This is a genomic window from Pseudomonas sp. OG7 (genome assembly GCF_014192825.1).
GTDB lineage: Bacteria > Pseudomonadota > Gammaproteobacteria > Pseudomonadales > Pseudomonadaceae > Aquipseudomonas > Aquipseudomonas monteilii.
Genome location: NZ_JACHYK010000001.1, coordinates 701,188 through 715,639 on the forward strand (window position 1 = coordinate 701,188; position 14,452 = coordinate 715,639).

13 protein-coding genes are annotated in these 14,452 nt (G+C 62.0%); 8 read left to right on the plus strand and 5 right to left on the minus strand.

What is annotated here, in order from left to right; genetic code table 11:
- Nucleotides 1-103 precede the first annotated feature (103 nt).
- Nucleotides 104-553, plus strand: a complete 450-nt coding sequence (gene azu / locus FHW75_RS03215; protein ID WP_025752457.1) for an azurin — start codon at nucleotides 104-106, stop codon at nucleotides 551-553.
- A gap of 33 nt (nucleotides 554-586) precedes the next feature.
- Here azu and nadE read toward each other — a convergent pair whose 3' ends face one another.
- Together nadE and pncB are read right to left on the minus strand one after the other, a co-directional pair.
- Nucleotides 587-1,414, minus strand: coding sequence for an ammonia-dependent NAD(+) synthetase (gene nadE, locus FHW75_RS03220; RefSeq protein WP_019098913.1), 828 nt, complete (start codon nucleotides 1,412-1,414; stop codon nucleotides 587-589).
- 3 nt (nucleotides 1,415-1,417) lie between these two features.
- The gene (pncB, locus tag FHW75_RS03225; RefSeq protein WP_019098912.1) at nucleotides 1,418-2,623 is read right to left on the minus strand and encodes a nicotinate phosphoribosyltransferase; all 1,206 of its coding nucleotides are present in this window, start codon (nucleotides 2,621-2,623) and stop codon (nucleotides 1,418-1,420) included.
- Nucleotides 2,624-3,072: 449 nt separating this feature from the next.
- Between pncB and FHW75_RS03230 the strand changes: the two genes are divergently transcribed.
- The 6 genes from FHW75_RS03230 (at nucleotide 3,073) to FHW75_RS03255 (ending at nucleotide 9,526) form a co-directional block, all read left to right on the plus strand.
- A complete protein-coding gene (locus tag FHW75_RS03230) occupies nucleotides 3,073-4,209 on the plus strand; it encodes a branched-chain amino acid ABC transporter substrate-binding protein (RefSeq protein ID WP_025752459.1) in 1,137 nt (378 codons plus the stop codon).
- Between the two features lie 154 nt (nucleotides 4,210-4,363).
- The gene (locus tag FHW75_RS03235) at nucleotides 4,364-5,278 is read left to right on the plus strand and encodes an ABC transporter permease subunit (RefSeq protein WP_019098910.1); all 915 of its coding nucleotides are present in this window, start codon (nucleotides 4,364-4,366) and stop codon (nucleotides 5,276-5,278) included.
- Nucleotides 5,279-5,280: 2 nt separating this feature from the next.
- A complete protein-coding gene (gene livM / locus FHW75_RS03240; protein WP_016712245.1) occupies nucleotides 5,281-6,582 on the plus strand; it encodes a high-affinity branched-chain amino acid ABC transporter permease LivM in 1,302 nt (433 codons plus the stop codon).
- On the plus strand, nucleotides 6,579-7,454 hold the full coding sequence (locus FHW75_RS03245) for an ATP-binding cassette domain-containing protein (RefSeq protein ID WP_019098909.1): 876 nt from the start codon (nucleotides 6,579-6,581) through the stop codon (nucleotides 7,452-7,454). The genes livM and FHW75_RS03245 overlap by 4 nt, the downstream gene beginning before the upstream one ends.
- On the plus strand, nucleotides 7,451-8,167 hold the full coding sequence (locus FHW75_RS03250; protein ID WP_016712243.1) for an ABC transporter ATP-binding protein: 717 nt from the start codon (nucleotides 7,451-7,453) through the stop codon (nucleotides 8,165-8,167). Before FHW75_RS03245 ends, FHW75_RS03250 begins: the two co-directional genes overlap by 4 nt.
- A gap of 591 nt (nucleotides 8,168-8,758) precedes the next feature.
- A complete protein-coding gene (locus FHW75_RS03255) occupies nucleotides 8,759-9,526 on the plus strand; it encodes an SDR family oxidoreductase (protein WP_016712242.1) in 768 nt (255 codons plus the stop codon).
- An 81-nt stretch (nucleotides 9,527-9,607) separates the two neighbouring features.
- Here the strand turns inward: FHW75_RS03255 and FHW75_RS03260 are convergent, their stop codons facing one another.
- The 3 genes from FHW75_RS03260 to FHW75_RS03270 all read right to left on the minus strand — a co-directional run bounded on the left by FHW75_RS03260 (nucleotide 9,608) and on the right by FHW75_RS03270 (nucleotide 12,003).
- On the minus strand, nucleotides 9,608-10,705 hold the full coding sequence (locus FHW75_RS03260; RefSeq protein ID WP_025752464.1) for an AGE family epimerase/isomerase: 1,098 nt from the start codon (nucleotides 10,703-10,705) through the stop codon (nucleotides 9,608-9,610).
- Nucleotides 10,706-10,748: 43 nt separating this feature from the next.
- Nucleotides 10,749-11,384, minus strand: a complete 636-nt coding sequence (locus tag FHW75_RS03265; protein ID WP_019098907.1) for a TetR family transcriptional regulator — start codon at nucleotides 11,382-11,384, stop codon at nucleotides 10,749-10,751.
- Nucleotides 11,385-11,505: 121 nt separating this feature from the next.
- A complete protein-coding gene (locus FHW75_RS03270) occupies nucleotides 11,506-12,003 on the minus strand; it encodes a phage infection protein (RefSeq protein WP_089229915.1) in 498 nt (165 codons plus the stop codon).
- A gap of 342 nt (nucleotides 12,004-12,345) precedes the next feature.
- On the opposite strand from FHW75_RS03270, the gene FHW75_RS03275 reads away from it, so the two are divergent.
- Complete coding sequence (locus FHW75_RS03275; protein WP_183673115.1) at nucleotides 12,346-14,412, plus strand: AsmA family protein; 2,067 nt, start codon at nucleotides 12,346-12,348, stop codon at nucleotides 14,410-14,412.
- Nucleotides 14,413-14,452 lie beyond the last annotated feature (40 nt).

The window sequence follows — 14,452 nt, forward strand, 5'->3', positions numbered from 1 at the left end:
TCTACTGGCTGGCCTCTTGACACCCCCTTGACCCATATCAGCAAGGGGCTGAACGGTTTCAGGCAGTCTCGCAATTGATAAAACCCTGCCAAGGAGATTCATGATGTTTGCGAAAGCTGTAGCGGTATCCCTGCTGACCCTCGCCAGCGCCTCTGTCTTCGCCGCCGAGTGCTCGGTAACTGTCGACTCGACCGACCAGATGTCCTTCAACACCAAGGAAATCACCGTCGACAAGAGCTGCAAGGAATTCACCGTCAAACTGACCCACTCGGGCAACCTGCCGAAGAACGTGATGGGCCACAATCTGGTGATCAGCAAGACTGCCGACATGCAGGGCATTGCTACCGAAGGCATGAGCCAGGGCCTGGACAAGGACTACATCAAGGCTGACAACGCCGCGATCATCGCTCACACCAAGATGATCGGTGCGCCTGAGAAAGAAACCGAAGTGAAGTTCGACGCTACCAAGCTGGAAGCCGGTGGTGACTACAGCTTCTTCTGCACCTTCCCGGGCCACATCTCGATGATGAAGGGCAAGGTCGTCGTCAAGTAAGCGGGTAAGGGGCCGCAAGGCGGCCCCTTAGCTTCAGGGGGCGAACGGCAGTTCGCGCTTGTGCTGGGTCTTGCGGTAGGTGGCAACGATGATGTCGAATGCCGCCTGATCAACCGGCTGACCATGCAGGAAGGCATCGATCTGCTGGTAGGTCACGCCATGGGACGCTTCGTCCGGCTTGCCCGGCGCCAGGTCTTCAAGGTCTGCGGTCGGCACCTTCTCCACCAGTGACTCCGGCGCACCAAAGCTGCGCGCAATGGCCCGTACCTGGTTTTTCACCAGCCCGCTCAGCGGCGCCAGGTCGCAGGCACCATCACCAAACTTGGTAAAGAAGCCCATTACCGCCTCGGCGGCGTGGTCGGTACCGATCACCAGGCCCGCACGTGCGCCGGCAATGGTGTACTGGGCGACCATGCGCGTACGCGCCTTGACGTTGCCCACCACGAAGTCCACCAGGGTTGGCGAGCCATTCTTCAGTTCTACAACCTCAGCGGCCAGCGCCCTCACTGCCGGGGCAATGTCGACGGTGTGCACTTCATCGGCTTTGATCACGTCCAGGCAGGCCTGGGCGTCATGCTCGTCATGCTGCACCTGGTACGGCAGGCGCACGGCAATGAAGGTGTAGGCCTTGTCGCCGGTCTCGGCGCGCAACTCGTTGATGGCGCGCTGGGCGAGCAGGGCGGCGGTCAGCGAGTCGACGCCACCGCTGATGCCCAGCACCAGGGTCTTGAGCCGGGCGTTGGCCAGGCAGTCCTTGATGAACGCCACGCGCCGGGCGACTTCGGCCTCAAGCGCGGCAGTGTCGGCGAACGGCGGCTGTACCTTCAGTGCCTGTGCAATCTCTTGCTGAACCGCTTGCATGGGTTACTCCTTGCTGGGGACTTTGAATACGTGGCGCAGGTAGGCGACGAAGTTCTCGTCGCGGCATTGGGTCTTGGCGGCTTCGTCCGAGATCTTGGCCACTGGCGCGCCGTTGCAGTCGGTCATTTTAAGCACGATGCTCATCGGGGCCACACCCGGGATGTCGCAGGTCAGGTTGGTGCCGATGCCAAAACTGACGTTGATGCGACCGCGCAGGGCACGGAAGATTTCCAGCGAACGGGTGAGGTTGAGGCCATCGGAAAACACCAGGGTCTTGGTCATCGGGTCGATACCCAGTTTCTGGTAGTGGGCAATGGCTTTCTCGGCCCAGGCCACCGGTTCACCGGAGTCGTGGCGCAGGCCGTCGAAGAGCTTGGCAAAGTACAGGTCGAAATCGCCAAGGAAGGCATCCATGGTGATGCAGTCGGTAAGGGCGATGCCGAGCAGCCCGCGGTATTCGCGCACCCAGCAGTCCAGCGCGGCGATCTGGCTGTCGATCAGGCGTGGGCCGAGTTGCTGGTGGGCCATGATCCATTCATGGGCCATGGTGCCCAGTGGCTTGATATCCAGTTTCCATGCCAGGTCGACGTTGCTGGTGCCGACGAAGCGGCCCGGGAAGTCGTCGCGCAGTACCCGCACCACGTCTTCCTGCACACGGCTGGAAAAGCGCCGCCGGGTCCCGAAGTCGGCTACCTGCAGTTCGGCCAGTTCATCGTCACTGGCATGCGCGCGCAGCCAGTCGAACTTGCGGTACAGCTGGTCGCGGGCCTCAGCCAGGCGCATGCGTGGGTGCAGGTGGCGGTTGCGCACTTCGCTGACGATGGCCAGCAGCGGTACTTCGAACAGAATCACATGCAGCCACGGGCCTTTCAGGCGCAGGAACAGCTGGTCGTTTTCGATGCCGATGCGCACGTAGCGCAGGTTGAAGCGAAACAACCGCAGGAAACGCAGGAAGTCGGGCTTGAGGAAGCTGATGCGCTCGAGGAAGGCCGGCTGGCCATCATCCAGGGTGAGGTCGCTGAGCAGTTCGAGCTGGTGGCGGATCTCGCCAAGATAAGGGCGCAGGTCCTCACCGTTGCGGCAGCGGAATTCCCATTCGACGTCGGCGTCCGGGTAGTTGTGCAGCACACCCTGCATCATGGTGAGTTTGTAGAAGTCGGTGTCGAGCAGGTTGTGCACGATGCGCTCGGCGAATGCGCTCTCGCTCATCAAGTGGGGCTCCGGAAGCGGCGAATGGCGGACATTGTGCCAGCCTTTTGGGGCTTGTTGTGTCCGGGCTTGCCCGCGAAGAGGCCGGAACAGCCAAAACAGAGGTGTTTTTCCGTGCACCGGCTAGCCTTGAAACGGTGCCGCCTGTAGCAGTCGCGCACCAGCGGTGTGCAGTTCGGTGACGTCCGCTGTTACAGGCCGGTTGCACGTTAACACTTGGCGGGGTTGCAATGATGGCACCGGGCGGTTGCTCCTTGTCTGTACGTGCGGTGGCGCCTGCCGCGTGGCAGACGGTTGCACGCTCAATAAAGAAAAGGCCGCCGGTCGCCTGCTGGCGCCTAGCACAGTGTGTTTTCCCGGAAGACAAACCCTATGGCACGGCCCTTGCTCTGAGCACAGGGTTGAGAAGTTGTAGTGCCAACCAAAAAAAACTCTAGGAGCACCACCTCATGTCGCAGACGTTTTACAAGAAAGGTTTCCTGGCTCTGGCCGTAGCTACGGCCCTAGGTGTTTCTTCGTATGTTCAGGCCGACGTCAAGATCGGTGTAGCGGGCCCAATGACCGGGGCTAACGCCGCGTTTGGCGAGCAGTACATGAAAGGTGCGCAGGCAGCGGCCGACAAGATCAACGCCGCCGGTGGCGTCAACGGCGAGAAAATCGTCCTGGTCAAAGGCGATGACGCCTGCGAACCGAAGCAGGCCGTGGCCGTGGCCAACCGCCTGGCCGATCAGGACAAAGTGATCGGCGTGGTGGGGCACTTCTGTTCTTCCAACACCATTCCAGCCTCTGAGGTGTATGACGAAGCGGGCATCATTGCCATTACCCCGGGCTCGACCAACCCACAAGTGACCGAGCGCGGCCTCAGTGCCATGTTCCGCATGTGCGGCCGTGACGACCAGCAGGGTATCGTCGCCGGCGACTACATCGTTGACGTGCTCAAGGGCAAGAAAGTCGCGGTGCTGCACGACAAGGACACCTATGGCCAGGGCCTGGCCGACGCGACCAAGGCGCAACTGGAAAAACGCGGCGTGAAGCCTGTGCTGTACGAAGGCCTGACCCGCGGCGAGAAAGACTTCAGCGCCGTGGTCACCAAGATCCGCTCCACCGGTGCCGACGTGGTCTACTTCGGCGGCCTGCACCCAGAGGCTGGCCCGCTGGTCCGCCAACTGCGCGAGCAGGGCCTGAAAGACGTCAAGTTCATGTCCGATGACGGCATCGTCACCGACGAACTGGTGTCCACCGCTGGCGGCGCGCAGTACGTCGATGGCGTGTACATGACCTTCGGCGCCGACCCGCGCCTGCTGCCCGACAGCAAAGCGGTGGTAGAGGAGTTCCGCAAGGCCGGTACCGAACCTGAAGGTTACACCCTGTACGCCTACGCCTCGCTGGAAGCCCTGGCGGCTGCATTCAACGGCGCCAAGTCGAACAAGGGCGAAGACGCGGCCAAGTGGCTCAAGGCCAACCCGGTCAAGACGGTGATGGGCGAGAAGAAGTGGGACAGCAAGGGTGACCTCACCGTGTCCGACTACGTGGTCTACCAGTGGGATAAAGACGGTAAATACCACCAGCTGGAAAAACAAAAATAACAACGGCCCACGGCCCGGGCTGATGCTCGGGCCCAAGCCCCGCGGTACCTGTCTTTATTCGTAGATCTGCACAGTTCTGCGCTGCGAGGGCCCCGCACCGGTGGCCCGCGCCGTGGTCGGCGCTCGTGCAATCTCAATCAGGTGAGATTGCGTTATGGATGGTATTTTCCTGCAGCAACTGGTCAACGGCCTGACCCTCGGGTCGGTCTATGGCCTGATCGCCATCGGCTACACAATGGTCTATGGCATTATCGGCATGATCAACTTCGCGCACGGCGAGGTGTACATGATCTCCGCCTACCTGGCGGCGATCAGCCTGGCATTGCTGGCTTACTTCGGTATCGAGTCGTTCCCCCTGCTGATGCTGGGCACGCTGTTGTTCACCATCGTCGTTACGGGCGTATACGGCTTCACCATCGAGCGCATCGCTTACAAACCCCTGCGTAACTCTACCCGCCTGGCACCGCTCATCAGCGCCATCGGCATTTCGCTGATCCTGCAAAACTATGCACAGATCAGCCAGGGTGCCCGCCAGCAAGGTGTTCCAACCTTGCTTGAAGGTGCCATGCGTGTCGAAGTCGGCACCGGCTTCGTGCAACTGACCTACACCAAGATCTTCATTCTGGTGGCCGCCTTCGTCGGCATGGGCCTGCTCACCTACGTAATCAAGTACACCAAGCTCGGCCGCATGTGCCGCGCCACCCAGCAAGACCGCAAGATGGCCTCGATCCTGGGCATCAACACCGACCGGGTGATCTCCTACGTGTTCGTCATCGGCGCAGTCATGGCCGCGCTGGCCGGCGTGCTGATCACCATGAACTACGGCACCTTCGACTTCTACGCCGGCTTCATCATCGGCATCAAGGCGTTCACCGCCGCCGTGCTCGGTGGTATCGGCTCGCTGCCTGGCGCCATGCTCGGCGGGATCATCCTGGGTATTTCCGAGTCGCTGTTCTCTGGCCTGATCAACTCCGACTACAAGGACGTGTTCAGCTTCTCGCTGCTGGTGATGATCCTTATCTTCCGCCCACAAGGCCTGCTGGGTCGCCCGCTCGTGGCTAAGGTGTGAACATGTCCGTTGCCAAAACTGCCGCTGTTACCGAAACCAAGGGTTTCGACCTTAAACGCAGCCTGCTGGAGACCATCGTCGCCGGCCTGCTGGCACTCATTGTGTTTGGCCCGGTCGTCGGCGTGGTGCTCGACGGCTACAGCTTCAATGCCGAGCCGCGGCGCGTGGCCTGGCTGGTGGGCGGGGTGATGCTGGGGCGCTTCCTGCTCAGCCTGTACCTGCAGACCGCCGCTGGCACGCGCATGCTCCAGGGCTTTGAAAGCGGTGGCTCGGGCGTGCATGTGAACGCACCGGACTACAAGTCGCGCTTGCGTTACATCATCCCCGCGCTGATCGTGATTGCCATTGTGTTCCCGGTGTTTGCCAACAAGTACCTGCTGACCGTGGTCATCCTTGGGCTGATCTACGTGTTGCTGGGCCTTGGCCTTAACATCGTGGTCGGCCTGGCCGGCCTGCTCGACCTGGGCTACGTGGCGTTCTATGCCATTGGTGCCTACGGGTTGGCGCTGGGCTACCAGTATTTGGGCCTGGGCTTCTGGAGCGTGCTGCCGCTGGCGGCGATTGCCGCAGCACTGGCGGGGTGCATTCTCGGCTTCCCGGTGCTGAGGATGCACGGTGACTACCTGGCGATCGTGACCTTGGGCTTTGGCGAAATCATCCGCCTGGTGCTGAACAACTGGCTGTCGTTCACCGGTGGCCCCAACGGCATGCCGGCGCCGTCGCCAACCTTCTTCGGCCTGGAGTTCGGCCGTCGGGCCAAGGACGGCGGCGTACCGATCCACGAGTTCTTCGGCTTCGATTACAACGCCAACCTCAAGTTCGTGTTCATCTACGCGGTGCTGTTCATCGTCGTGCTGGCGGTGCTCTACATCAAGCACCGCCTGACCCGCATGCCGGTCGGCCGGGCCTGGGAAGCACTGCGTGAAGACGAGATCGCCTGCCGTTCGATGGGCCTGAACCACGTACTGGTCAAGCTGTCGGCCTTTACCCTGGGTGCTTCCACTGCCGGCCTGGCCGGGGTGTTCTTTGCCACTTACCAGGGCTTCGTCAACCCGTCGTCGTTCACCTTCTTCGAGTCGGCGCTGATCCTCGCCATCGTCGTGCTGGGTGGCATGGGCTCGACCGTGGGCGTGGTGATTGCTGCATTCGTGCTGACCGTTGCGCCGGAACTGCTGCGCAGCTTCTCCGAATACCGGGTACTGCTGTTCGGCGTGCTGATGGTGCTGATGATGATCTGGCGACCGCGTGGGCTGATCCGCATCAGCCGTACCGGTGTGACCCCGCGTAAAGGAGTGGCGCCATGAGCGACGATATCATTCTCTCGGTCGACAACCTGATGATGCAGTTCGGTGGCATCAAGGCGCTCAGCGACGTCAGCCTCAAGGTCAAGCGCAATCAGATCTTCGCCCTGATCGGCCCCAATGGCGCGGGCAAGACCACGGTGTTCAACTGCCTGACCGGCTTCTACAAGGCCAGCGGCGGGCGCATCGAGCTGAACGTTCGCGGCAGCCACACCAACGTCATCCAGCTGCTGGGCGAGCGCTTCCAGGCGGCGGACTTCGTGTCGCCGGCGCGCTTTGCCAACCGGCTGTACTACAAGATGTTCGGCGGCACTCACCTGGTCAACCGCGCAGGCCTGGCCCGTACCTTCCAGAACATTCGCCTGTTCAAGGAAATGTCGGTGGTGGAAAACCTGCTGGTGGCCCAGCACATGTGGGTCAACCGCAACCTGCTGGCCGGGGTGCTCAACACCAAGGCCTACCGCAAGGCCGAGAGCGATGCGCTGGACCACGCCTTCTACTGGCTGGAAGTGGTCGACCTGGTCGACTGCGCCAACCGCCTGGCCGGTGAGCTGTCGTACGGTCAGCAGCGTCGCCTGGAGATTGCCCGGGCCATGTGTACGCGGCCCAAAATCATCTGCCTGGATGAACCGGCAGCAGGCCTGAACCCGCAGGAAACCGAGGCACTCAGCCGCATGATCCGCGTGCTGCGTGACGAGCACGACATCACCGTGGTGCTGATTGAGCACGACATGGGCATGGTCATGAGCATTTCCGACCATATCGTGGTGCTGGACCACGGCAACGTGATTGCCGAAGGCGCCCCGCAAGACATCCGCCACAACCCGACGGTGATCGCCGCCTACCTGGGTGCAGACGAAGAGGAACTGGTATGAGTGCGCCCATTCTCGAACTGAAGGACCTGGACGTGTTCTATGGGCCGATCCAGGCGCTGAAAAAGGTGTCGATGCACATCAACGAAGGTGAGACGGTCAGCCTGATTGGTGCCAACGGTGCGGGCAAGTCGACCCTGTTGATGTCTATTTTCGGCCAGCCTCGGGCAGCGTCGGGGCACATCGTTTATCGCGGCACCGACATCACCCGCAAGTCGTCGCACTACATCGCCTCCAACGGCATCGCTCAGTCGCCGGAAGGGCGCCGGGTGTTCCCCGACATGACCGTCGAGGAGAACCTGATGATGGGCACCATCCCCATCGGCGACAAGCATGCCGACGAAGACATGCAGCGCATGTACGAGCTGTTCCCGCGCTTGAAGGAGCGGCGTAACCAGCGGGCCATGACCATGTCCGGGGGTGAGCAGCAGATGTTGGCCATTGCCCGGGCGCTGATGAGCCGGCCGAAGCTGCTGCTGCTGGATGAGCCGTCGCTGGGGCTGGCGCCGATTGTGGTCAAGCAGATCTTCTCGACCTTGCGCGAGCTGGCCAAGAGCGGGATGACCATCTTTCTGGTGGAGCAGAACGCCAACCATGCGCTGAAGCTGTCGGACCGGGCGTATGTGATGGTCAACGGGCAGATCCGCATGACCGGGACCGGGCAGGAGTTGCTGGTCAACGAAGAGGTGCGTAACGCCTACCTTGGCGGGCACTGAGTTTCATTCGGGGCCGCTGAGCGGCCCATTCTCAATGTGGACAACTTGCCACGGACCTGTCTCCACATACCCCGGTTTCCTTCCTGGCCCCATCTTTCCACAGGCCGGATCTTTTCCACGGATAATGTGGAACCGCCTGTGGAAAACATGGTGGCATCTCGCTCAATCCCTTTGATACCAAGCCCTGCACAGGGTTGATCGTTTTTTGATCAGGCGCTCTTTGTGGATGATTTTTCAAGGTTTTTCAAAGCCCCGCAAGGACTTGGATGTCGCTGAAACGCCTGTGGATAACTCTGTGAAGAAACGTTGGACAGACCGCTGCAGGCGGCATGCTTGAAAGCCTTGCGCCATCACTCAAAAGATATCCAACGACCACCTGTCGCTGAAAGGGTTCCGCACCGTGGACAAGTTGCCCCCAATCCGTGGGGAAAGCCTTGTGGATAACATGCGCATAGCTGGCGCCGGGCCCTCTGCTGCAAGGGTTTGCCGTAGATGAACAAAAAATGAACAGCCGCCAGACTGGCTTGCTGCCAGCGCCCGGCGCGGGCATGCTGCAAAGCTGCCATGACAACCTACCGTGAGGAACAGAGCATGACGTCCACCGTATTCATCACTGGCGCCACGTCCGGTTTCGGCGAGGCCACCGCCCGCCGCTTTGCCGAGGCCGGCTGGAAACTGGTGCTCACTGGCCGTCGCAAGGAGCGCCTGGACGCCCTGTGCGCGGAACTGTCGGCCAAGACCGAAGTGCATGGCCTGGTGCTGGACGTACGTGACCGCAAGGCCATGGAACAGGCCATCGCCACCCTGCCGGCCGGTTTCGACAAGCTGCGCGGCCTGGTGAACAACGCTGGCCTGGCGCTGGGCGTGGACGCAGCGCAGAACTGCAGCCTGGACGACTGGGAAACCATGGTCGACACCAACATCAAGGGCCTGATGTACACCACCCGCCTGCTGCTGCCACGCCTGATCGCCCACGGCCGAGGTGCATCGATCCTCAACGTGGGTTCTGTGGCGGGCAACTACCCGTACCCGGGCAGCAACGTGTATGGCGGCACCAAGGCCTTTGTCGGCCAGTTCTCGCTGAGCCTGCGCTGCGACCTGCGCGGGACTGGCGTGCGGGTGAGCAACATCGAGCCGGGCCTGTGCGAGAGCGAGTTCTCGCTGGTGCGCTTCGGCGGTGACCAGGCCAAGTACGACGCTACCTATGCCGGTGCGGAGCCGATCCAGCCGCAGGACATTGCCGAGACCATCTTCTGGATCCTCAACCAGCCGGCGCACATCAACATCAACAGCCTGGAGCTGATGCCGGTGAGCCAGGATTGGGCAGGGTTCTCCATCGACCGTACGGTCAAGGGTTAGATTTGATGGCCTATTCGCGGGTAAACCCGCTCCCACAGGGCTTGTGCAATACCTGTGGGAGCGGGTTTACCCGCGAAAGCGTCAGCTCAGGCGCTGCAAACCTTCCAGGCAGGTCGCCAAGTGGTAGGGCGTAGTCGAAGGCATATCATGCCGGCTGACATTACCTTCCCCATCCCGGCATTCATACCAGCCCGCTTCCCGCAGGAACCGCGCTTCCAGCGCCTGCATCTGGGTAGCCAATTTCGCCTCACCCGCCTCACGTAGCACCAGCGCTCGCAGGTACTCCGCCTGCGCCCAGATCCGCTGGGTGGCGTCGATCACCTTGCCCTCCACATCCAGCATCGCCAATACCGCCCCTTCTTTCACCCCGTATTGCTCGGCAAAGCCGAATGCCCGGTCGATGGACGCATGCAGCGGCGTATCACGCAGCAGCGGCGAGGTATGCAGCAGGTAGAACCACTCGAACTGGTGCCCCGGCTCAAACCAGTTATCCACAGCCCCGCGTGGCTTTTCCAGCATCAGGCCGTGGGCCGGTTCGATGAAGTGTGTTTGCAGTGCCTCGCACAGTTGCAGCAGCGACTGTTGGGTATGCCCGTCATCACGCACCGCCAGCACTTGCAGGAACGCTTCGGCCAGGTGCATCTGCGGGTTCTGCAGCGGGCCGCTGCCCAGGTCGGCCCAGTCTTCGCCCAGGCTGGCTTCGTACAGGCCGTCGTCACGGGCGAACTGCTGATCGATGATGTCCAGCGCGGCGTTCAGGGTGGACTCGACCAGGTTTTCGCGTACCTTGCCCCAGTAGTGCGCGCAGGCGAAGACGATGAATGCGTGGGTGTACAGATCCTTTCGGCGGTCCAGCGGTTTGCCCTGGGCATCGATGCTGTAGAACCAGCCACCGTGCTCGGCGTCGTGGAAGTGCTTTTGCAACGAGCGGAACAAGGCGGCTGCGCGCTCGGCTGCGCCCGGTTGGCCGATACGGCTGCTGAACAGGTACAGCTGGCGTGCGCAGGCCATGGCCCGGTAGCGCTGCACTGGCAATGGCTGATGCTGATTGTCCAGCGCCTCGTAGGGCAGGGCCATGTCGGCATTCCAGCCCGGGCCTTGCCACAGCGGTACGATGCGCTCGGCGAAGTGCTGGTTGAAACGGGCCAGTTCGGGCAGGGTGTGGCGGGGGTTGGACATGTCGGCGCTCGTCGCTGTCGGGCAGGGCGCCATGGTAGCAGAACTAGGGTTGTGGGTTGCCCAGCCCTTGCCAATGCCGCGCCCCGACAAAGATGAAGCGCAATTGCTGGGTGATTTTTTCCTGCGGCGTCAGTGCCTGTGGATAACCCGGTTCCGGGCTGTCGATAAGCTCTGGCAGGGTGGCAAACACCGTTTTCACCACCAAGTCGGCCATCACCGCCAGCGCGGCGCTGTCCAGGTGCTGCCAGCGTTTCATGCGCGCAAGGTCGGTGGCCAGGTCGTCGCTGATGTCCTGGCGCAGGCGGGCAATGGCTTGGCGCACGGCTTGTGAACCTCCGTACTGCTCGCGGGCCAGGAACAGGAACTGCGCGCGGTGGGCGGCCACCACGTCGAGGAAGATGCGCACCGAGGCGTCGGTGATGCCGCCCAGTTCGAATTCGTTTTGCCGTACCAGGCGGATGGTCTGACGGAAGGTTGTGTCGATTTCGGCCACCAGGGCCAGGCCCAAGGCGTCCATGTCGGAAAAATGCCGGTAAAACCCGGTGGGCACGATGCCTGCCGTCTTGGCCACTTCACGCAGGCTGATACTGCCGAACCCCCGGCCGCTCTCCATCAGCAGGCAGGCGGCATCGAGCAGGGCCTGGCGGGTCTGTAGCTTCTGTTCGGCGCGCGGCAGCATGGTGCGGGCTTCTGTGACGGTAAGGCTGGGCACTCTAGTTAAAAAAACAAAGCCCGGTCAATGACCGGGCCTGGAGGGGAGCAAGCGTTGTGACATGAGTTGTTCTTTTCGACCATGGCGATCAGCTCACACGGCTGAGTTCAACCAGGCGATCCGAACCACCTTCAGCGACGCGGCCACTGCGTTCGATCAGGCGATCAGAACCACCTTCGGCGACGCGACCACTGCGTTCGATCAGGCGATCAGAGCCACCTTCGGCGACGCGACCACTGCGTTCGATCAGGCGATCAGAGCCACCTTCGGCGACGCGACCACTGCGTTCGATCAGGCGATCAGAACCACCTTCAGCGACGCGACCACTGCGTTCGATCAGGCGATCAGAGCCACCTTCGGCGACGCGGCCACTGCGTTCGATCAGGCGATCAGAGCCACCTTCGGCGACACGGCCACTGCGTTCGATCAGGCGGTCAGAACCACCTTCGGCTACGGTTTTCAGCGGTTGGGCGATTTCGGCAGCGCTGGAGCGCGATTCAGCGGTCAGGTGTTGTTCGGCGGCTGGCAGGGCAAACGCGTTGGCAGCCAGGATGGACAGTGTCAGGGTCAGCAGATGACGTTTCATGATTTCGGTGCTCCTCTCGGGGGCTGGAAAGTGGGTACGGAGCCAATGCTACGCCGCGTAACGCCAGAGAGAAGTTCATACGGGTAATGGTAACAATCGACCGCATTGATAGAGGTGGGAAAACGGCTCTATTCCGTACCTTGCAGGGATAGGCGCGGCGAGTTTCCCCTGCTGCGGGCGGGTAACAGGTAGGGCCTGGCGCGACAAATTGCTGAGCAAAAGGCCAGGAAAAACTTCGCTATCATGGCGCCATCGATAAAACCCTGCGGGTTTTCATCAGTCCCAGATATCAAGTGCCACCGCTGCGCCCGTTTTGTGCCATGCCGCAAGGAGAACCCCGCAATGACGCGTCCCGCCAGAATTCTCGTCTGGACCCTCACCAGCCTGCTGACACTGCTGGCGATCCTGGTGGTTGTGATTGCCACCTTTGACTGGAACCGCGTCAAGCCGCTGCTGAACGAGAAGGTGTCCGAGGCCCTGCACCGGCCTTTTGCGATCAATGGCAACCTTGCCGTCCAGTGGCATACCGAGCCCGAAGAAGGTGGCTGGCGTGCCTGGGTGCCATGGCCGCACTTCATCGCCGAAGACCTGACGTTGGGCAACCCCGACTGGCTCAAGGAGCCGAAGATGGTCGGCCTGGAGCGTGTCGAGTTCCGCCTGGCGCCGCTGCCGTTGCTGTTCCAGCAGATCAGCATCCCGCGCATCAACCTCACCAAACCGACGGCCAGCCTCACCCGCCTGGCCGATGGCCGGGCCAACTGGACCTTTGACCTCGGGCCAAAAGACGAAAACGCAGAACCTTCAAAATGGCAGCTGGACATCGGCGCCATCGGTTTCGACCAAGGTAATGTCAGCTTCGACGACCAGACCCTGCAAACCAGCATGAAGGTGCAGATCGACCCGCTGGGCAAACCGATCCCGTTCAGCGACATCGTCGGCAAGGCCAGCGCCGAAAAAGTCGGTGGTGCCCAGGACTACGCCTTCGGGCTCAAGGCCCAGGGCCGCTACAAGGGCCAGCCGGTGTCCGGCACCGGCAAAATCGGCGGCCTGTTGGCATTACAGGACGCCAGCCAGCCGTTCCCGCTGCAGGCCGACGTGCGGATTGCCGATACCCATGTGGTGCTCGCCGGCACCCTGACCGATCCACGCAACCTCGGCGCCCTCGACCTGCGCCTGCGCTTGTCCGGCGCCAGCCTGGGTAACCTCTATCCATTGACCGGCGTGACCCTGCCAGACACCCCGGCCTACTCCACTGACGGCCGCCTCAACGCCAACCTGCACGCGGCGCAAGGGGCGACATTCAACTATCAGGGCTTCAACGGCAAGATCGGTGACAGCGATATTCACGGTGACCTGGCCTTCGTCGCCAGCCAGCCACGGCCCAAGTTGTCCGGCAACCTGGTTTCGAACCAGTTGCTGTTCAAGGACCTGGCACCGCTGATCGGCGCCGACTCCAACGCCGAACAGAAGGCCCGTGGCGGTGCCAGCAAGCAGCCGACGGGCAAGGTGCTGCCGGTGGAAGAGTTCCGCACCGAGCGTTGGCGCGCCATGGACGCGGATGTCACCATTGCCGGCAAGCGCATCGTGCACAGCGCGCAACTGCCGTTCAATGACTTGTCGGCCCACGTGATTCTGGAAGACGGCCTGCTGCGTCTGGAGCCCCTGCGGTTTGGCGTGGCGGGCGGCAACCTGGCCTCGAAGATCCGCCTGGACGGGCGCAACGTGCCATTGCAGGGGCGTGCCCAGCTGACTGCACGTGGTTTCAAGCTCAAGCAACTGTTCCCTTCCTTTGCACCGATGCAGACCAGCTTTGGCGAGCTGAACGGTGATGCCGACATCAGCGGCCGTGGCAACTCGGTAGCGGCTTTGCTGGGCACGGCCAATGGTGACCTGCGCATGCTGATCAACGATGGCGCCATCAGTCGCAGCTTGATGGAGATTGCCGGTTTGAACGTGGGCAACTACGTGGTCGGCAAACTGTTTGGTGACGAGGATGTGAAGATCAATTGCGCGGCGGCAGATGTGGGGATCAAGGATGGCCTGGCCACAACGCGCCTGTTCATCTTCGATACCGAGAACGCCATCATCTACATCAACGGCACGGCCAATTTCGCCAGCGAGCAGTTGGACTTGAAGATCACGCCGGAATCGAAAGGGCTGCGGCTGTTCTCGCTGCGATCGCCGCTGTATGTGCGCGGGCCGTTTGCCAAGCCCAGTGCCGGGGTGCAGGCGTTGCCGCTGGCGCTACGCGGTGCGGGAATGGTGGCGCTCGGTGTCGTGGCGGGGCCGGCGGCGGGGTTGCTGGCGCTGATTGCGCCCAGCAGTGGGGATGATCCCAACCAGTGCACGCCGCTGTTGCAGCAGATGAAGGCGGGCAAGGCGCCGGCTGCGGTGAAAGGCAAGAAATGATAGGGGGCCGCGTTGCGGCCCAATCGCCGGCAAGCCGGCG